9 protein-coding genes are annotated in these 20,226 nt (G+C 74.7%); 5 read left to right on the top strand and 4 right to left on the bottom strand.

What is annotated here, in order from left to right; all coding sequences use genetic code 11:
- Nucleotides 1-92 precede the first annotated feature (92 nt).
- A complete protein-coding gene (locus Q6350_RS15280) occupies nt 93-1,673 on the bottom strand; it encodes an LPXTG cell wall anchor domain-containing protein (protein ID WP_305066653.1) in 1,581 nt (526 codons plus the stop codon).
- Between the two features lie 287 nt (nt 1,674-1,960).
- On the opposite strand from Q6350_RS15280, the gene tadA reads away from it, so the two are divergent.
- From tadA to Q6350_RS15260, 4 genes are all read left to right on the top strand, one after another.
- Nucleotides 1,961-2,392 (top strand): tRNA adenosine(34) deaminase TadA, encoded by a 432-nt coding sequence (gene tadA / locus Q6350_RS15275; RefSeq protein ID WP_304604626.1) that lies wholly within the window; start codon nt 1,961-1,963, stop codon nt 2,390-2,392.
- 170 nt (nt 2,393-2,562) lie between these two features.
- Complete coding sequence (locus Q6350_RS15270; RefSeq protein WP_305066651.1) at nt 2,563-3,912, top strand: sensor histidine kinase; 1,350 nt, start codon at nt 2,563-2,565, stop codon at nt 3,910-3,912.
- A complete protein-coding gene (locus Q6350_RS15265) occupies nt 3,900-4,559 on the top strand; it encodes a response regulator transcription factor (protein ID WP_305066650.1) in 660 nt (219 codons plus the stop codon). Before Q6350_RS15270 ends, Q6350_RS15265 begins: the two co-directional genes overlap by 13 nt.
- The gene (locus Q6350_RS15260; RefSeq protein WP_305066648.1) at nt 4,556-5,449 is read left to right on the top strand and encodes a DUF4097 family beta strand repeat-containing protein; all 894 of its coding nucleotides are present in this window, start codon (nt 4,556-4,558) and stop codon (nt 5,447-5,449) included. Before Q6350_RS15265 ends, Q6350_RS15260 begins: the two co-directional genes overlap by 4 nt.
- Nucleotides 5,450-5,459: 10 nt before the next feature.
- Here Q6350_RS15260 and Q6350_RS15255 read toward each other — a convergent pair whose 3' ends face one another.
- The 3 genes from Q6350_RS15255 to Q6350_RS15245 are packed head-to-tail and all read right to left on the bottom strand — an operon-like array spanning nt 5,460 to nt 10,039.
- On the bottom strand, nt 5,460-6,968 hold the full coding sequence (locus tag Q6350_RS15255) for an NAD(P)/FAD-dependent oxidoreductase (protein WP_305066647.1): 1,509 nt from the start codon (nt 6,966-6,968) through the stop codon (nt 5,460-5,462).
- 9 nt (nt 6,969-6,977) lie between these two features.
- The gene (locus Q6350_RS15250; protein ID WP_305066646.1) at nt 6,978-9,074 is read right to left on the bottom strand and encodes an acyltransferase family protein; all 2,097 of its coding nucleotides are present in this window, start codon (nt 9,072-9,074) and stop codon (nt 6,978-6,980) included.
- 56 nt (nt 9,075-9,130) lie between these two features.
- Complete coding sequence (locus Q6350_RS15245) at nt 9,131-10,039, bottom strand: Sir2 family NAD-dependent protein deacetylase (protein WP_171245981.1); 909 nt, start codon at nt 10,037-10,039, stop codon at nt 9,131-9,133.
- 271 nt (nt 10,040-10,310) lie between these two features.
- Here Q6350_RS15245 and Q6350_RS15240 point away from each other — a divergent pair, with 271 nt between their 5' ends.
- Nucleotides 10,311-20,048 (top strand): calcium-binding protein, encoded by a 9,738-nt coding sequence (locus tag Q6350_RS15240; RefSeq protein WP_305066644.1) that lies wholly within the window; start codon nt 10,311-10,313, stop codon nt 20,046-20,048.
- Nucleotides 20,049-20,226 lie beyond the last annotated feature (178 nt).

The following is a 20,226-nucleotide window of genomic DNA, read 5'->3' as shown; positions in this document are numbered from 1 at the left end:
GGGCGCGGGGGCGCGGGGGGGGGCCGCCCCCGGGGGGGCGGCCCGGCCGGGGGGGGCGGGGGGCCCCCGCCGGGTCCCGCGTGCGGTGCCGGTCAGCCCTGCCGGAGCCGGCGCCGCACCAGGAACAGGCTCGCACCGGCCGCGACCAGCAGCGCGGCGACGGTGACGGCGATGCCGACCGCAGCCCCGGTGCGGGGCAGCTCGGCGTCCGGTGTGCCGTCCGCCACGGGCACCGGTCCGTCCGCCTCGTCGCCGCCGCCCGACGGGGTCCCGCACCCCTCGGACGGGGGTGTGACGTCGACGACGGCGGGCTCGCCGGGACCGGCCCCGAAGCTCACGCGCAGGGTGTCGCCCGGAGTCTGGCCGGGCCACGCGAGCCGACCCGCGAGGGGCTGGTCGGTGAGCTCGACGGCCGACCCGTCCTGCGCCAGGAACGTCACGGTCAGGGGCTTCGCGTCCTCCGGCTGCGCGCCCTCGGGGAGGGCGACGTCGTAGACCAGGACGGGTTCACCCGCCTCGCAGACGGCGGTGACGTCGCGGGGTTCGGGAGCGCAGGTCGCGTCGGTGAAGGTCACCAGGTCCCGGGGGTACAGGGCCGTGGTGGCGTCGACCGCGGTGTACCCCTCCGGCAGCTCGCCGAACGTGCTGCCCTCGGCGGCCTCGGCGACCACGCCCTCGTCCGTCGTGGTGTAGGTGACCTCGACGCCGTCGCGGGGGGCGACGAGCTCGTCGCCGGCCGTGCCGCAGAGGTCGACGGGCGTCGGGGGCTCGGGCACCACGACGACGGGTCCGTCGTCGTCGCACCCTGTCCGGGAGAACTCGAAGGTCCACGACGTCGCGGCCCCGTCGGCGAGCAGCACGTCCGCACCGGGGGTCGCGGTGACGGTGGCCCGCGAACGATCGTCGGCCCAGGTGACCGAGTACTCGGCCAGCTCGGACTCGGGAAGCTCCACGCGGCCCTCGGTGTCGCACGCCTCGACGGGTGCCGGCTCCGGCAGCGTCACCGGTTCCGCGACGTCGCACGGGGGCACCGTCACGAGGTCGTCGAGGTCGTCGTGCCGCCAGTCGACGAGGTGGCCGGCGAACCCGCCGTCCGGCCAGACGATCCGCGTCGGGATCTCGAAGCCGTCGCTGACGTCGGCGACGTCCTGCTGGACGCCCCAGCCCGTGCCGCAGACGTCGGCGGGGAGGTTCTCGACGGGGAAGTCCTCCTCGTCCCAGAAGCTGTGCCCGTCGCGCTGGACGAGCAGCTCCTGCGGGCCGGAGTTGTGCCATGCGGCCGGCTGGTCCGGGTGCACCTTCTCGTAGAGGTACAGGCCGGTGACGAGACGCTCCTCGGGGGCGGCCTCGGCGGCGCAGGGCGTCGTCTGCCCCGACCACTCCCGGTCCCACTGGTCGTCGTCGTGCGCGTCCACGGCGACGTGCCAGGTGTGCGCGACGGAGCCGTCGTGGTCGAAGGACGCGGCGTACCGGGAGGTGAACCCGGCGTCGTCCAGGATCTCGTCGTCCACGGTGACGGTCACGCGGGCCCCGTCGTAATACCGCAGCTCGACGTCGAGGCCGTCGCACGTGGCGGTGACGTCGGGGGTGTGGGCGGAGGCCGGTGCCGCGGCGACGAGCAGGCTCCCGAGAGCCAGCGTCGAGGTCGCGATGCTCGCCAGCAGTCGTCTCACGATGATGGTCGGTCCCTTCGGCAGGAGGTCGAGCGCGCGCGGTGGCGCGCCCGATGTGGTGGGGGAACGATGCTCATCCCATCACCGGACCGGCCGAAAAGGAACAAAGATGACAATCCTCTGAGGGTTTTCACCCGCTGCCACCGGTGCGGCGGGCCGCCTCTACGCTGGTCGGGGGACGACGACGAGGAGCAGCCGTGGACGAGCGTGGCCTGGCCCTGCCGTGGGCCGACGATGCCTTCCCGCCGCGCACGCTGAGCGAGCGTCGCGTCGTGTGGGACCACCTGATGGGCCTGGCCCTGCACGAGGCGACCCACGCCCTGGCGACGGACGACGTGCCCGTCGGTGCCGTCGTCGTCTCCCCGGACGGGCGGCTGCTCGGCCTCGGGCACAACCGCCGCGAGCAGACCGGGGACCCCACGGCGCACGCCGAGGTGCTGGCGCTGCGCCAGGCCGCGGCGAGCTGGGGGGAGTGGCGGCTGACCGGCTGCACGCTGGTGGTGACGCTCGAACCGTGCGTGATGTGTGCCGGGGCGCTGGTGGCGGCCCGGGTGCAGCGCCTCGTCCTCGGCGCGTGGGACCCCAAGGCGGGGGCGACCGGCTCGGTGTGGGACATGGTGCGCGACCAGCGGTCCCTGCACGAGGTCGAGGTGATCGCGGGCGTCCGTGCCGAGGAGTGCGGTGCCGTGCTGCGGGAGTTCTTCGAGGCGCGCCGCTGACCGCGCCCGATCGCTGTGGGTATGAAATCTGTAGCTCTGGAGCTCTCGAGGCTGCAGATTTCATGCCCACAGCGGCGTGGACGGCGAGCCGTGGGGTCGGGACAGCCCGACCATGAGGACGTGGGTCCACCGCATTCCGCGCCGGCACGCGCCTGCCTAGTGTCGAGGACATGACCAGCACACCTGCGGCACCGCGCGACACCGCGCCGGCCGTCACGAGCCTGCCGGGGCTGCTGCGTGCACCCTGGGCGGGGGCCACCTGGCGCGGCCTCGCCCAGCTCGCGCTGGGTTACCTCTGGCTCGTCTCCGTGGGCCTGGTGGTCTTCGACCTCGTGCTCGTGGCGGCCTCCCTCGTGCCCGCGCTCGGGCTCGGCCTCCTCCTGCTGCCGCCGGCCCTGTGGGTGGCCCGGTGGTTCGCCACCGCCGAGCGTGCTCGCCTCGCCGCCCAGACCGGCGTCGTGCTGCGCGACCCGGGACGGCGGCGCCCGACCCGGCCCGGCTGGTGGGGGTGGACGACGGCGGAGCTCGCCGACCGGCGCGGCTGGCTCGCCACGGCGTACACCCTGGCCGGACTGGTCGTGGCGACCGTGTTCCTCACGCTCGCCGTGGCCGCGGCGAGCGGTGCTGTCGCGGCCGTCGTCCTCGGGGCGCGCCGCGTGACCGAGGCTGATCTCACCGCGCTGTGGGCGGTGCCGATCGCCGTCGTGCTCGCCTGGTTCGCCGCCGTCCTGGCCCAGCTCGGCACCCTGGCGACGACCGCGTTGGCCCAGGCGATGCTCGGCGTCTCCCCGGCGGCCGAGGCACGTACCGCACAGCGCGCCGCCGAGGCCGAGGCGCGCGCTGCCGAGACCGATGCCGCCACGGCCCGGCAGCGTGCCGTCGAGCTCACCGCCACCCGTGCCGCCGCCCTGGAGGCGGCCGACGCCGAACGGCGCCGCATCGAGCGGGACCTGCACGACGGCGCCCAGCAGCGTCTCGTCGCCCTCGGTGTCGCGCTCGGCTCGGCCCGCCGCCCTGCCGACCGGGACCCGTCGGCCGCGGTGGCGGCCGTCGAGCACGCGCACCTCGAGGTCAAGGAGACCCTGGCCGAGCTGCGCGACCTCGTCCGCGGCATCCATCCGGCGGTGCTCGCCGACCGCGGCCTGGACGACGCCCTGTCGGCGCTCGCGGCACGCAGCCCCGTGCCGGTCCGGGTGGAGGCCGGCCCCGGCCTGGACGCCGTGGGCGCGGGGGTGCAGGCCGCCGCGTACTTCGTCGTCGCCGAGGCGCTGACCAACGTCGCCCGGCATGCCGCGGCCACCCGCGCCCACGTGCGTGCCGCCGTCGTCCCCGTCGCCGAGGGCACCGACCGCCTGCTGGTCGAGGTGTCCGACGACGGCCGCGGCGGCGCGGAGGCGCGTCCCGGCTCCGGTCTGGCCGGCCTGCGCGGCCGTGTCGCCGCCCTGGACGGCACGTTCGACCTGACCAGCCCGCCCGGTGCGGGCACCCGTCTGCGAGTGGAGCTGCCGTGCGTGTCGTGATCGCCGAGGACTCCGTCCTGCTGCTGGACGGCCTGACCCGGTTGCTGCAGACCGAGGGGCACGACGTCGTCGGGCACCGCACCGCCGAGGAGATGGTCGCCGCCCTCACCGCGCCGGGCTCTTCGCTGCCGGACCTGCTCGTCACCGACGTGCGGATGCCGCCCTCGCACACCGACGAGGGTCTGCGTGCCGCCGTGCACCTGCGCAGCCTGTATCCGGAGCTGCCCGTGCTCGTGCTCTCGCAGTACGTCGAGCAGCGGTACGCCGCCGAGCTGTTCACGCACGGCAACCGCTCGGTGGGCTACGTCCTCAAGGACCGCGTGGCCGACGTCGACGAGTTCCTCGACGCCGTCGCGCGGGTCGCCGCCGGCGGCACCGTCCTCGACCCCGAGGTCGTCTCGCAGGTGCTCGCCCGATCCCGGCACGACCTGGACGACCTCACCGCCCGGGAGCGCGAGGTCCTCGGGCTCATGGCCGAAGGACTGTCCAACTCCGCGATCGCGGACCGGCTCGTCGTCGGGTCCGCGGCCGTGGAGAAGCACGTGACCAACATCCTCACCAAGCTGGGGCTGCCCGTGGACGCGGACACGCACCGCCGCGTCCTGGCGGTGCTGCGCTGGCTCGACCGGAACGGAGACGCACGATGAGCCAGGACCTGTCCCCCTCGGAGCCGCGCCGCAGCGGCGCGGCCCGGGTACTCCTCACGATCGGCGTCGTCGTCGGCGTGCTGATGGTGGCCTGGGCCGCCCTGCTCCTGGTGGACCGGGCGCTGTCCGAGACGCGCACCGACCTGGAGTCCTACGACCCCGTCGGGCAGGTGGAGCTGGTCGCCGACGGCGACGTGACCGTGCGGGCCGACGACGACGCCACGGACGTGAGCGTCGAGGTCGTCTCCCGCGGCGGACTGGCCACCCCGGAGTACACGGTCGCGACCGGTGACGGGTCGCTGGTGCTGGAGAACATCTGCCCCGACCGGGTGTGGTGGTCGTGGACCTGCGCCGGGGAGCTGCACGCCGTCGTGCCGGCCGACACGGTGGTGACCGTCCACACCGCCAACGGCGAGGTGCGGGCCGAGGGGCCGACGGGCGCCGTCGAGCTGCAGACGTCCAACGGCGACGTGGTCGCGACGGACCTCGGCGGTTCGTTGGAGGCGCGGACCTCGAACGGCGAGATCGACGCGACCCGGGTCGGCGGGGACGTCGACGTGCAGTCCTCGAACGGCCGGATCGGCGTCGTGGACGCCGCCGGCGGGGTCGTCGCCCGGTCCTCCAACGGCGACGTCGAGCTGCGGGACGTCGGCGGCGACGCCGAGGCCCGGACCTCCAACGGCGAGATCGACGTCTCGGGTGCCGCCGGCGACGTCGTGGCCCGGACGAGCAACGGCGACGTCACCGTGGTCGGCGACGGCGAGCCGGTGGCGCTGACCATCGAGACGTCCAACGGGGAGCAGATCATCGAGGCCCCGACCGACCCGGGGGCGTCGCGGACCGTGGAGATCCACAGCTCGAACGGGGACGTGGCCTACCGGGCGCCCTGACGCGGCCGCCTCAGATCGCCGGGATACGGATCCCGAAGACCTCGTACGCGGCCCGGCGTGCGGCGTGCCAGCCGGACATGCCGTGCACGCCGGGACCCGGGGGCGTCGACGCCGAGCACAGGTAGACGTGCCCCGCCTGCCGGTAGGGGTTCGCCGCCGCGGTGGGCCGCGCGATCATGCGCCACAGGCTGGTCCGCCCGCCCGCGATGTCGCCGTCGACGAGGTTCGGGTTGTGCCCGGCCAGCTCGGCCGCGGGGGTGCACCGGGAGGCGACGACGGCGTCGCGCACCCCGGGGGCGAAGCGCTCCAGCTGGTCGACGACCACGTCCGTGACGTCCCGGGTCGACCCGGCGGGCACGTGCGTGTACGCCCACACCGGCCGCAGGCCGCCGACCTCCCGCGACGGGTCCGCCACCGACGGGTCGCTGACCAGGCACACCGGCGCCGCCGCGTGGTCGCCCGCGGCGACCGCCGCCTCCGCCCACGCCATCTCCGCCCGGGTGCCGCCGACGTGCACCGTGCCCGCCCCCGCGACCTCCGGGTCCGCCCAGGGCACCGGTCCGTCGAGCACCAGGTCGACCTTGGCCGCCGCGTTGCCCGCGGGGAACCGGGAGAGCGCGCGCCGGCAGGTGGGGAACAGGGCGTCGCCGATGACGTCGAGCAGCGTGCTCGCCGGGGTGTCGAACAGGTACACGTGCGCCGAGGGCAGGTCCGTGCACACCCGCACGGGGTGGTCGGTGACGACGGTGCCGCCGTGCGCCTCCAGGTCGGCCACCAGCGCCGCCGCGATCGCGCCGGACCCCCCGCGCGGGATCGGCCAGCCGCCGTCGAACCCTGCCGAGGTCGCGCCGCCCGGGGACGTGCCGGCGCCGTCGGGGACGGCGTGACCCAGCGCCCCGAGCAGCAGCGCGGTGCCCGCCGCCCCGAGCGACGGCATCGGGGCGATCGTGTGCGCCGCGACACCGGTGAGCAGCGCGGCGGCCTCCTCGGTGCGGAACCGGGCGCTCCACGCCCCCGTGCCCTGCTCGAGCATCGCCGCCCCGAACTGCGCGGCACCGAGCAGGCCACCGACGTCGGCCACCCCCCGGGGCAGCGACCGCTTGTCGCTCATCCCGACGGCGACCACCGCCTCCCAGCGCGCGGCCAGCGGCCCCAGCAGGGACCGCCAGGCGCCGCCGTCGACCCCGAGCCGGTCGGCCGTGCGCTCCAGGTCGCGGTAGGCGATCCCGGCCCGGCCGTCGGGCAGCGGCTGGGCGTAGGAGATCTCGGGGGTGACCAGCTCGACGCCGTGGGCGGGCAGGTCGAAGGCACGGAAGAACGGTGACGCCCACGCCATGGGGTGCACGGCCGAGCAGACGTCGTACGTCAGCCCGGGTGCCAGGTCGAGGTCCAGCGTGCGGGCACCGCCGCCCGCCGTGGGCAACGCCTCGAGCACCGTCACGGACAGTCCGACGCGGGCGAGCGTGACGGCGGCAGCCAGGCCGTTCGGGCCCGACCCGACGACGACCACGTCCTCCATGCAGGAAGCCTAGGACTCCTGGCGCAGCCCCGCGCGCACGGCCCCCGCGACCTCGGGGGCCAGGGTCCGGGCGAACGTCGTCGTCAGGTGCCCGTGGTCGAAGTACGCCGTGACGCCGCCGACCACCGGGTGGCAGACGTCGTCGCACATGAGGTCCTCGACGCTGGTGACGCTCACCGCGCCGGTGGTGTCGGCGCTCGCGGCCGCGGCCAGGGGGTCCGGCTCCAGCGCCACCTCCGGCGGCGCGCCGCAGGCGTCCGGGTCGTCGCGGTGCTGCGTGAGGCAGTCCGGCACGTTCTCGGGCATGGCCGGGGTGTCGCGCAGCACGACGACGGGCAGCCCGGCGTCGGTGAACGCCGCCAGGGTCTCGACGTAGGCCTCCTGCGCGACGCGTTCCTGGTCCTGCGGTGCCACGTCCGCCAACGGCTGGTGGGTGCGGTTCGACATGATCACCAGGTCGTAGTCGCCGCCGACGATGCTGTCCACGGCCCACCGGTTGGTGTCCCGGCAGGCCTCGGAGACGCCCTCCCCGGGGAGCTCCAGGGGCAGGTCGACGGTGTAGCAGACGGACTGCAGGTAGGTGTCGAGGCGCCAGCCCTCGGTGGCGATCGCGTCCTCGAGCGCGGGCAGCCAGTGCCCGGCGTGGGAGTTGCCCACCAGGGCGATCCGCGCCGTCGGGTCCTCCTCCTCGCCGTAGGTGCAGGTGTTCCGCGTGGTGAAGGGTGAGTTGTTCCAGCAGCCGTCGTCGTACACGGCGGGCTTGTCGTCGGCGGCGGCCTCGGGCGGCCAGACCAGGCCCGGGTCCGCGCAGGAGTCGTCCCGCACCACGGTGGCGCCCACGCACGGGGCGGCCTCGGCGACGGCGGCCCGGGCCTCGGTGATCGCCTCGCGCTCGTCCGCGGTGGCCTGCGCGGTCACGGCCGCGGCGGTGCCGCCGACCACGACGACGGTCCCGGCGAGCAGGACGAACGTGGCGGCGAGCCGCCGGGTCAGCAGCGGCTGCCAGCGCAGGCGCTCCTCCACGTACCGGCGGGAGACCGCGGCCAGCAGCAGCGTCACCGCGAGCACCGCGAGCATGTCGGCGGCGGTCAGCTCGCGCCCGATCGCGAACGGCACGATGACCACGAGCGGCCAGTGCCACAGGTAGGCCGAGTAGGAGGTGTCGCCCAGCCACTGCACCGGCCGCACGCGCAGCAGGGCGCCGGGGCCGGTGCGGGTGTCGTCGGCGTCCGCGGCGATGACCAGCGCGGTGCCCACGGTCGGCAGCAGCGCCGTGTAGCCCGGGAACGCGGTGGCGGAGTCGTAGGCGAGGACGGCCGCGACGATCATCGCCAGACCGAGCCAGGCGGTCGCGGCGCGCACCCCGTCGTGGCGCAGCAGCATGCGCGATGTGCCGGCGCGGACGGCGAGCACCGCGGCGAGCAGGCCGCCGAGCCCGAGCTCCCAGAACCGGGTCGTCGACACGAAGTAGGCGGCGGCCGGCTCGACCCGGGTGGCCCACACCGACCAGCCGAGGGACGCCACGACGACCGTGCCGGTCAGCGCGACGGCGAGGGCCGCCGTCGGCCGCTCGCCGTCGACGCGGCCGACCGTGCCGGTGCGCCGGGCGAGGCGCACGCCGAGCCAGGCCACGGCGGCGAGGAGCAGGGGCCACAGCAGGTAGAACTGCTCCTCGATGGACAGCGACCAGTAGTGCTGGACGGGGGAGTGCAGCTGGTCCGCCGCCAGGTAGTCCGTCTCGCTCGCGGCCAGCACCCAGTTCTCCACGTACAGCGCCGAGGCGAGCACCTCCCGGCCGACCTGCGCCAGCGCGGTGACGGGCAGCCACACGGCGGCGGCGACCAGGGTGACGAGCAGGACGAGGCTGGCGGCCGGGATCAGGCGGCGGACGCGTCGTCCCCAGAAGTCCAGCAGGTCGCGGCCGCTGCGGATCGGGCGCCGCAGCAGGTGGCTGGTGATGAGGAACCCGGAGACGACGAAGAACACGTCCACGCCGACGTACCCGCCGGTGACCGCGGCCGGCCACAGGTGGAAGCCGAGCACCGCGGCGACGGCGACGGCACGCAGACCCTGGATGTCGGTCCGCGGGGAGGAGGGGGTGGACACGGGTCAGAGCATCTCATCCACGGCTGGGAGCGGCGGCCCGGCGGTCGGTCGCCGGCTCAGAGCAGCTCGGCCAGCGCCGCGAGCGTCTCGCTTGCCCCGGCGTCCACCTTGACGGTGGCCAGCGGGTCGCCCCGGGTCTCGCCGCGGTTGACGATGACGACGGGCTGACCGTTCTTGGCGGCGCGGCGCACGAAGCGCAGGCCGCTCATCACCGTCAGGCTCGTGCCGGCCACGAGCAGGGCGTCGGCCGACTCGACGAGCGCGAAGGCTCGCTCGACCCGCTCGCGCGGCACGTTCTCGCCGAAGTAGACGATCTCGGGCTTGAGCACCCCGCCGCAGAACTCGCAGTCGGCCGGGTTGAAGTGGGAGGTGCGGGCGATGACGGCGTCCGCGTCGGGGGCGACCTCCACGTCGGCGACGGTGGTGCCGCCGTCGAGCACGGACTCGATGAACCCCGGGTTGAGGGCGTCGAGACGCTCGGCCAGATGGGCGCGGGAGATGGTGCGGCCGCAGCTCAGGCAGACGACCGAGTCGTAGCGTCCGTGCAGGTCGATGACGGTGCGTGACCCCGCGTCCTCGTGCAGCAGGTCGACGTTCTGGGTGATGACCCCGCGCACGATGCCGCGGTCCTCGAGGTCGGCCAGCACCCGGTGGCCCTCGTTCGGGTGGGTGCGGTGCACGTGCCGCCACCCGACGTGGTTGCGAGCCCAGTAGTGCCGGCGGAAGTCCGGGTCGCCGACGAACTGCTGGTACGTCATCGGGTTGCGGGGCGGGGAGTCGGGGCTGCGGTAGTCGGGGATCCCCGAGTCGGTGGAGATGCCGGCGCCCGTCAGCGCCGTGAACGTGCCGCCCCGCAGCAGGCGCGCCGCGTCGACGACGTCCCCGTGCTGGATCACCGCGTCGGGCGGCAGCTCCCAGCGACGTTCCTGATACGTCGGCGCGAGCGGTCGGGCGGCGGGTTCCACCCGTCGAGCGTACGACGACCGGACCTCCGGAGCGGTGGCTCGGGTCACGCCCCGGCTGTCGTGCGGGTCACCCGGGCGTCGGTCCGCGGACGGGTATCCCGGGTCGTCACCGCGACGGCCGCCGTCGCGCCGAGGCTCCGACCAGGGGTGAAATCGCCGGCCGCGCCAGCGAGTGACCTGGATCACAGGAAGCGTGGTGTCTTGTACGCAGCGCGGGGGCACTGTCGAGTCCGCCCACCACCGAGGGCGGACCAGGACGCGGGAGCGGGACATGCGCAGACTGCGCGAGTCGGCCGGCATCGGGATCGTCACTGCAGCAGCCGTCACCGCGACGGTGCTCGTCGCACCACCGGCGTACGCCGATCCGGTGGACGACTTCGCCGAGGACGTCGCCGCGTGGGCCCTCGGATTCGCCGAGCAAGAGGTCTGGGCGACCCCCCTGCCGGTGGTCAACGTGTCCCCGGCGCAGGTGCTGGCCGACGCGGACACCGGGTTCGGCAACGACCTGTCCGCCCTGGGGGGCGGCCGCTACCGACTCGAGGTCAGTCAGGACGTCCCGGCCGCTTTCTCGCTCGAACCGGGATTTCCCCTGTCCTCGGGTCCGGGCGAGGTCACGGTGGCGGTGAGCGTGGGGCTCGAGTTCACGGTCGGCTCCGAGGAGATCGGCGGGACGGAGGAGTTCTTCGTCGTCGCCGACGGTCCGGACGCCCCCGAGCTCTTCGCCTCGGTCGACCTCGACGGGTTCGACGGCACCGTCACCACGTCGGTGGGCCTCTTCGGAGGAACGGTCACCAGCGACGACGTCGCGCTGCACGCGACCTACGGCGGGACCCTCGACGACCCCGACGGCGACGGGCGGCTGGCCTTCGCCGGGACGGACGGCACGCCCGGGGACGGGGAGCTGTCCGTCGACGGGTCCGCCGTCGGCCTGAGCACCGTCGAGCTGACGTCGTCTTCCGCGAGCGGGAACCTCACGGTCACCACCGAGGCCGGGTACGTCCCCGCCGTCGCGGGCGGCATCGCCTTCACCTGGACCGACCTGAGCGACGCCGCCACCCTCAGCGTCACGCCGGACGCGGACTTCGACGTCCTCGGCGACTTCCTCAACATGTCCCAGCGGGACGTCGCCGAGGGCCTCGTGCTGCTCAAGTCCACGGTCGTGGCGATGCAGCGGACCCCGGACAACGTCGACCTGCCGTTCATGCGCGGCACGGTCGCGGACGCCGTGCACCTGGCGGAGAACCTCACGACGTTCCTCACCGACCAGATCCCCCAGGAGGGCGACGACGCCGGCATCCCGGCCTGGACCAGCCTCGAGGAGCTCTTCGCCGCGATCAACGCCTCCGGCACCGGCCTCGGCGTCGCCGTCGCGGACTACGACGCCACGAACCACCGGCTGCCCTTCACCCTGACGTTCACCCGCAGCGACGAGGGCCCCGGCGACCTGTTCGTGCCCACGCCCGGCGCCGAGGAGGCCGGCGTCAAGACCGGTCTGGTCGAGCTCGGCAACCTGCTCACGGCGCCCGGGGGCCAGCAGGTCACCGGGGCGAACGAGCCGGAGCAGACCCCGGGTGCCCAGACCACCCGCGACTACAGCGTCGAGATCGAGCTCGCCCTCGACCTGCAGGACCCCGTCGTGTTCGACGAGCCGCAGCCGCAGACCGGCCCCGACGGGGAGGTCGTCGCCTATTACGACGAGGCGCCCATCGGTATCGACCGGATGCTGTTCCGCTCGGCCACGGCCTCGGCCTCCTTCCCGATCACCGCGAGCTTCACCACGGCCGGGCAGATCGGGTTCGTCGGCGTGGAGGTGGACGGCAGCCTCGCCGTCGGGCCCGAGACCGGGGGCGACCCGATGCTGACCCTGGCCCTCGGCGGCACCGAGTACCGGACGCTCGGTGAGGTGATGGACGAGATCACCGCGGTGCCGTCCGGCGTGACGGCCGCCGTCGACGTGCACGTCACCGGCACCGGCCAGGTGGACGTGCCGCTCGAGGGGCGCAGCTTCAGCTCCGACGGCGGCGCCGCCACCTTCTCCGTCGACTGCGACGTGACCCAGATCCCGGACTCCTGCACGCCCACGATCGAGTCGGGGCTGACCGACCTGCTCGCCCTCGACGTCGACACCGACGACCCCCTGGCGATGCTCGGCCGGCTGCTCACCGTCCTGACGCTTTTCGACGCCGGGCTGCGCTCCACCGACCTGCTCGGGGACACCGCGGACGTCTCGCTGCCGCTGGTCGACACGAGCATCGGCGACGTGCTCACCGGCGCCTCGGACGGGCTGGCCACGGCGACCGAGCTCTCGGCCGTGCTGGAGGAGGTCAGCACCACGCCGCCGGAGAACCTGCAGGACCTGCTGGGGCTGCTCGAGGACGCCATCGGCGCCGACCTGCCCGTCGAGCTCACCGAGGTCGACGGCACCCCGGCGCTCGTGCTCGACGTCGCGGTCGCCCGGTCGTACCAGACGTCCGCGCCGCTCTCCTTCGACCTCGGGGACGTGCCGCTGGTCAGCGCGAACGCCGACGCCGAGGTGGACCTGTCCGCCGAGGTCGACGCCAGCGCGGGGCTCGCGGTCTCCCTCGGCACGCCCTTCGAGGACGCCGGGGACGCCGCCACCCTGCGCGTCGTCGACCCGAACGTCACGGCGTCGGCCAGCGGGTCCGTCGACGGGCAGTTCGCCGTGTCCGTGGCGGGCCTGTCCGCCCAGCTCGGCGACGGCGGCACGCTCGGTGCCGTCGGGCTGACCGGCTCCTACGGGGCCTCCGGCGCCGTCGGGCTCGGGGACCTGCTCGGCGGTGACCTGTCCCTGACCGGCACCGACGACTGCTCCGGCGGGCCGCGGCTGCTCTGCGTGGACGCGCCCGTGTCCGTCGTCGGCACCTCGCTCGGCACGCTGTCGGTCACCCAGGACCTGCCCGGTGACGGGACGCTCAGCGGCGGCGAGGCGCTGCCGGCCCCCGACATCGACCTGCCCGACGACCTGGGCGACCTCACGGCGCTGCTCTACGACTCCGAGCTCGACCTGCTCGCGCTGCCGGAGTCGCTGCTGACCTACCTCGGGATCGTCTCCGAGGCGCTGCAGACGCTCAGCGGCGGCGGGAACTTCCCCCTCATCGGCCAGCAGCTCGCCGACGCCGCCACGACGCTGGAGGACGCCCGGACCGAGATCGAGCAGCTCGTCGAGGACACCGACGCGGCGCTGGAGACCGGCTACGCCGACGCCAAGGCGACGCTCGAGTCCGCGCCCGGGGTGACCTTGAGCGAGTACTGCGGCCTGCTGGAGCCCGCGACGGGTCTGTCCGTCTCCGCCGTCGACACGGTCACGGCGGACACGACCTACACGTACGCGATCGTGGCGCACAACGCCGACGGGGACCCCACCGGCTGGTCCGGCACGGACTCCGTCGACAACGACGCGGCCCTCGCCGCGGAGGGCCCGCGCAACGAGCTGACCTGGACGGAGAACCCGCGCGCCACCGGCTACTACGTGGTGCGCAGCACCGACGGCGGCACCACCTGGGAGCAGATCTCCGACGTGGCCGGCGCGAGCTACGTCGACGACGGCACCGGGACCCCGTCCGCGGCGCCCGACGACCCGGCCGAGGCCGACTACCCGCAGGCCGACTGCACCGCGAACGTGCGGGCGATCGACACGATCGTCCTGGAGTGGGCCTACGACCCGGGCAGCGGCGGCGACGCCGGCGCCCCGGAGTTCTCCGAGACCGTGCCGCTCGACCTGGGCATCCCCGGGCTGGCGCTGCGGGCGAGCGCGGCCGACGGCGCCGGCGGCGTCGGGGTCAGCCTCGACTACGCCTTCCGCGTCCGCCTCGCGCTGGACAAGGAGTCCGGCGTCGTGCTGCTCACCGACAACGGCGACGACGACGTGCCCGAGGGCTACGCCGTCGCCACGGCCCGGCTCGAGGACGCCGGGTCGGACCCCGACCTCCAGGCCGAGCTGGCGGTGCTGCAGGTCACGGCCGACAAGAAGGACGTGGCGTCCGACGAGCTGCAGGCCGAGCTCAGCATCGACCTGACCGGTACCCCGGACGCGATCACCATCGACGGCGAGGACCTCGAGGCGCTGCCCGTGGCCGACCTCGTCTCCTCGCCGCGTGACCACGTGGACCTGGCCGCCTCGTTCGACATCGACGTGTTCTGGGCGCTGGCCGCGGCACCCGAGATGGACGGGCAGACGCTACCCGGCATCGCCACCGACTTCTGCCTGCGCTGGTCGGTGGGCTGGGAGAGCGGCGGGGGCGGCGGCTCCGGGGCCGAGTGCGAGGCACCCGACGACGCCGGGACGTACGCACCGACGTTCGGCAACGCCTCCAACGGCGTCGTGGGGACGCCGTCGATCGCCTTCACGGACATCGGGCTCGACCTCGGGCAGTTCCTCAGCGGGCAGATCAAGCCGGCGATCGACACCATCAACCAGGCGATCGACCCGCTGCGCCCGATCATCGACACCCTCTACGCGCCCATCCCGGTGCTGACGGACCTGTCGCAGGCCGCCGGCGGACCGGAGATCTCGCTCGTGACGCTCGCCGAGCTGTACAGCACGCTGGCGGGCGGCACGGACGTCACCGCCGTGAAGACGATCCTGCAGATCGTGGAGACGGCGAACACGGTCGACGAGCTCCTCAGCAGCGCCGCCCCGGAGGACGGCGGCGTCATCCTGCCGATCGGCGACCTGGCGCTCGACGGCGCCGCGGCGAAGACGACGGCGGCGACCCCGGACCAGCTCGAGAAGCTCAAGGGGCCCTTCGAGGAATCGACCGACGAGCTGTCCGACGGAGCCGCTCAGGTCGTCGCGGACCTCAGCCCGACCAACATCACGACGGCGGGCTTCGACTCCGAGCGCTACGGGTTCACCTTCACGTTCCTCGAGCAGCCCGAGCAGGTCGCGAACCTGCTCGTCGGCGGCGACGTCGAGATCGTGCGGTTCGATTCCGGGCCCCTGAAGCTCGGCTTCTCGATGAAGCAGTCCTTCGGCCCGGTGTACGCACCGCCGCCGGTGCTCATCACCCTGTCGGGGTCCGCGGGCGTCGAGGCGCGCATCATCGCCGGCCTGGACACCTACGGGCTGCGCAAGGCCGTCGAGGCCTGGCGCGACGGCACCGGCGTCGGCGTGCTGGACGCCCTCGACTCGCTGTACTTCGCCACCACCGACCTCGACGGCAAGCCGGTGCCGGTGCTGACGTTCTACGGCGAGCTGGCCGCGGGCGTCGCGGTGTCGCTGGTGGTCATCGAGGTCAGTCTCACCGGCGGCGTCGGGCTCACGATCTCGTTCTTCTGGAACGACCCGAACGACGACGGCAAGTTCCGCCTGTCCGAGATCGGGGAGCAGGTCAAGCGCAGTCCGATCTGCCTGTTCACGATGAGCGGGCGCGTGTACCTGTTCCTGCGGCTCGGGATCACGCTCGGCGTGAGCATCTTCTCGGTGAGCTTCACCCAGACGATCGCGGACATCACCCTGCTCGACTTCTCCGCGGAACCCGACTGCGAGCCCCCGCCGCCGACCCTGGGCGCGGTGGACGAGGTCGACGGCACCGACTACCTCGTGGTCTACGCGGGCCGGCTCGGCGTGGACGGCAAGCGCGGCGACTCCGCGTGGGACGCGCACGAGGACCCCGAGGACGACGCCGAGGTGTTCACCGTCATCGAGCGCCACGACTACTCCGCGGGGACCGAGCCCGAGGGCGGCTGGCCCGTCGTCGGCTACACCGTGCAGTGGAGCGGGTTCACCTCCAGCTTCGACGGCGAGGTCGACCGCGTCCTGCTCGACGGTCAGGGCAAGCAGACGCCGCTGCAGGTCTCGTTCGTCGGGGACAGCGAGGCGCCGCCGCCCGGGGACGACCCGGGTGACGTCGGCAGCGAGGTGGCCGCCGGCTTCCGCACCGCCGTCGTCGTGCGCGGATCCGAGGCCGACGACGTGATCCGCACCGACATCGGCCCGGCCTGGGTCGACGCCCGGGGCGGCGACGACAAGGTCGTGACCGCCAACCCGGACGGCGTCACCGTGCGGGTCTCCGGCGGCGCGGACGACGACACGATCGGCACCGCGCAGGGCCGCGCGTTCGTCGCGGGGGACACCACGCTCGACGCCACGGTCGCGACCGTCGACGGCGTCGAGGTGGCCGTCGCCCTCGGCGACCCCGGCGAGCAGGACGGCGGCGGTGACGACACCGTCAACGTCGGCCTGAACCGCAACGTGGTCTGGGGCAACGGCGGGGACGACGTCATCGGCGTCGTCGGCGAGCAGGGCGCCGACCGCGGCGGGGCGACGAACCTGCTGGCCGGCGGCCACGGTGCCGACCGCATCACCGCCGGCCCCGGGGACGACATCGTCTTCACCGGTCAGCGGGCCGACCTGCCGTTCGGCGCGAACGCCGACGTCACGATCCAGGGCGAGGCGTACACCCCGGGGTCCGCGCTCAGCGCGGCCCAGCTCGGGGCGCTCGCCGACGGCGACGGACGTCCGGACAGCGTGGACGACCCGGCGCAGGCCAACAACGTCGACACCGGGGCCGGCAACGACCTGGTCATCGGCTCGACGGTCCGCGACGTCGTCCAGGCGGGGTCGCTGGGCAGCCCGCCGCCGCAGCGCGCGTACCTGTTCGGCGGGGCCGACGAGGACATCCTGTCCGGCGGCTTCGGCGGGGACTGGGTGTTCGGCGGCCCGGACGACGACTACGTGCTCGCCGAGCCGCACGAGCTCTCGTTCGGCACCGGCGACGACGGGTTCGGCCCGGACCACGAGGTCACCCGCCTGCCGCTGCCGGAGGACGCCGTGCCGCAGGAGGACGTGCTGGTCGGCGGTGCCGACCGCGACCACGTCGTCGGCGGCGACGGTGGCGCGCAGGCCTGGGGCGACGCCTACCGGCCCGGCGAGCTCTGCGTCGCCGGCGACCCGGTGGCGAGCGACTCCGACATGCCGGACGCGGACGAGCCCGGTGCGCCGAACGCGGCGGACGACGACGACCTGATCCTCGGCGGTATCGGCGTGGACGTGGTGCGCGCCGGCGGCGGGGCCGACCGGCTCGAGCTGCGGGACGCGGACGACCGCGGCTGCGGTCAGTCCGGGACCGACACGGTGTTCGCCGGCGCCGGGGCCGACCAGGTCTGGGGCGGCAGCGCGAAGGACGTCGTCCACGGCGAGGGCGGGCCGGACCTGCTCTACGGCAACGCCGGCCCGGACGTGATCTACGGGCACGGCGAGGAGGACGTCGCCGAGGGCAACGCCGGGTCCGACGTCGTGTCCGGTGGTGGCGCCGACGACATGCTGGTCGGCGGCACCCGCGCCGCCGGGCGGGCCGACACCGACGACCGCGTCTACGGCGACGCCGGGGCGGACGTGATCGCCGGTGACAACATGACGATCACCCCGGCGGCCACCGGTGCGCCGGGTGCCCCGGTGCTGGCCGGCCGGGACACCGCCGACCGCGTGCTCGTCGAGCACGAGACCGGGGCCTCGCCGCCGGCCGGGACCTCCGGGCCCGACCGGCTGTACGGCGGCGCCGACGACGACGCGATCTTCGGCCAGGGCGCCGGCGACACGATCTGGGCCGGTCCCGACGACGACCTGGCCGTCGGCGGGCGCGGCGAGGACACCGCGTTCGGCGAGGCGGGCCGGGACGACGTGGTGGGCGGCAGCGTGACGCCGCTCGGCACCGGGGAGCCCGGCGGCGTCGGCACCGAGGGCCAGCCCGACGCGGGGGACACCCTGCGCGGCGGGTCCGAGGGCGACGTGATGCTCGGCGACAACGGTGTGGTCACCGTCGCCGGGGCGGGTGCGGTGACACCGTTGCTGCTGGGCCGCGACCGCGGGACGACGGAGCCGCGCACGATCCGGCTGCTCGACCTGGGCGTGGCCGCCGACGGCGACGACGCCGGGGACGACTGGCTGCGCGGCGACGGCGACGAGGACGTGCTCCTCGGCCAGGCCGACCCCGACCGGCTCGACGGCGGCGGCGCGGACGACGCCGTCGAGGGCGGACCGGGTGTCGACTGGGTCGAGGGCGGACCCGGCGACGACGACCTCGTGGGCGGCTCGACCACCCCGGCGGCGACACCGTCGTCCGACGAGCCCGGCACCGGGACCGGGGCGTCCACGGGGCAGGGCGACGACGGCGACCTGCTGTTCGGCGAGACCGGCGACGACGCGATCCTCGGCGACGACGGGACGATCCTGCGCGGCGAGGGTGCCACGACGTCGGTGCTGGTGCGGTCCTCGACCGACGGCTCGCTCGTGCAGCAGCGCTCGGTGGTCCCGTACGACCTGGCCGCGCCGCAGGGTGGTGCCGACCTCGTCTCCGGCGGGAACGGCGTCGACCTGGCCTGGGGGCAGGACGGCGGCGACGCCCTCAGCGGCGGGCCCCACGACGACTACGTCGAGGGCAACGGGGCCGCGGACGTGATCCGCGGCGACGCGCCGGTGGTGGAGATCGTCGGCGACGAGGCGGCGGCGCTCGGCCACTCCGTGCCGGTGCCCTCCGGGCTGTGGCGCGGGACGCCGTCGGTGCTGGCCGAGACCGCCGGGGACGGTCAGGACGACCTGATCGGTGGGTCGGCGATCGCCGGGCACCGGGACGCGGGCGACGTGGTCTCCGGCAACGGGGAGCACGACGTCGTCCTCGGCGACAACGGCACGCTGCTGCGCGACCCGGTCGAGGACGAGTCCACCGGGAGCTGGGCCGACCGCGTGGAGCCGGACCGCTACCCGGTAGACACCGGCGACCCCGCCTACCCCGACCGCCTGTTCACGGTGCGGCTGCACGACCCGGACGCGCTGCCGGCCGGGCACGACGGCGTCACCCGGTTCTGCACCGAGGACCAGGACACCTGCGAGCCGGCCGGTGCGTTCGGCGACGACACGATCGACGGCGACGCCGGCGACGACCGGCTGTGGAGCCAGGACGGTGACGACACCGTGCACGGCGACGCCGGGGCCGACGACGTGATCGGCGGGCTCGGCGACGACGAGCTGTTCGGCGACGGGGGCCAGGACACGATCCTCGGTGACCGCGGCGGCATCGTCGGCCAGTGGATCGACACCACCGAGGAGGGCACCTTCACGGTCTCGGTGAAGGGCGTGCCGGACGAGTCGTACACCGGGCTGCGGCCGGGCACGTTCGACCGCCGGGTCGACCTGTTCTCCGACGTCGAGGACCGGGCCTGGGTGGACACGGCCGACGCGCCGATGCCGCACCCGGGCGAGACCGTCGGCGGTGCCGACCGGATCCGTGGCGGTGCCGACCGTGACGTCGTGTTCGGCGCCGCGGGTGACGACCTCGCCAACGGTGACGACGGCGGCGACTCCGTGTTCGGTGGTGCCGACTCCGACGTCTTGTGGGGCGGGCGCGGGCTCGCCGACGGGTCGCCGGATCGGGGTGACGAGGACCAGTACGTCGACCTCGTCTTCGGCGGGGAGTCGGTGCCTGGGTCCGGGACGGACTCCGTGGTGGGCGCGGACATCCTCGACTGGAAGCCGCGTGGCTCGGTCGACGACCCGGGCGTCACCTGCACGCTCGCCGACACCCCGCAGGGGACCCTCGGCGAGGTCGTGGACCCGTGCGCCTGGTTCACCATGACGAACACCGACGACGGGGACGTCACGAACGACCAGCACCACCACGGCACGGACTGGATCTACGGCGGACGGGACCGTGACGTGATGCAGGGCAACGAGTCGGCGAACGGGCCGAGCGACCAGGACGACCGGCTCATCGACTGGAACGGCGCGTTCAACCTGTACTCGCACTGCAACGCGGCGTACGGCGGGTGGAACGACATCCGCCAGCACAGCCCGTCGATGAAGGCGTTCCTGCAGGGTGTCGCCTACGGGGCCGGCGCCGGCCGGACGCCGGACGAGGCCGCGGACGACGGCACCTCGGCCTACCTCGAGCTGGCGATCGTCGAGCCGGGGGAGAAGGAGCACGGGTCGGGCAGCGCGTTCCCGACGACGCCGGGGCACTTCGACTCCCCGGCCGCCTGCGACGCGCCGTGACACCGGTCGGGGGGGGGGGGGGGGGGGGGGGGCCCCCGCCCCCCCCCCCCCCCCCCCCCCCCCCCCCCCCCCCCCCCCGCCCCCCCCCCCCCCCCCCCCCCCCCCCCCCCCCCCCCCCCCCCCCCCCCCCCCCCCCCCCCCCCCCCCCCCCCCCCCCCCCCCCCCCCCCCCCCCCCCC

It is taken from the genome of Isoptericola sp. b515 (assembly GCF_030588125.1).
In the GTDB taxonomy this organism is placed as follows: Bacteria; Actinomycetota; Actinomycetes; order Actinomycetales; family Cellulomonadaceae; genus Isoptericola; species Isoptericola sediminis.
The sequence above is the reverse complement of the archived record's forward strand: the minus strand, read 5'-3'. Positions and strand labels throughout refer to the sequence as shown.

What these genes read in the sequence shown, in the direction of transcription:
- Q6350_RS15255 (WP_305066647.1), bottom strand. Translation starts at nt 6,968, where the DNA reads ATGGAGGACGTGGTCGTCGTCGGGTCGGGCCCGAACGGCCTGGCTGCC.
- Q6350_RS15240 (WP_305066644.1), top strand. Translation starts at nt 10,311, where the DNA reads ATGCGCAGACTGCGCGAGTCGGCCGGCATCGGGATCGTCACTGCAGCA.
- Q6350_RS15260 (WP_305066648.1), top strand. Translation starts at nt 4,556, where the DNA reads ATGAGCCAGGACCTGTCCCCCTCGGAGCCGCGCCGCAGCGGCGCGGCC.
- Q6350_RS15270 (WP_305066651.1), top strand. Translation starts at nt 2,563, where the DNA reads ATGACCAGCACACCTGCGGCACCGCGCGACACCGCGCCGGCCGTCACG.
- tadA (WP_304604626.1), top strand. Translation starts at nt 1,961, where the DNA reads ATGGGCCTGGCCCTGCACGAGGCGACCCACGCCCTGGCGACGGACGAC.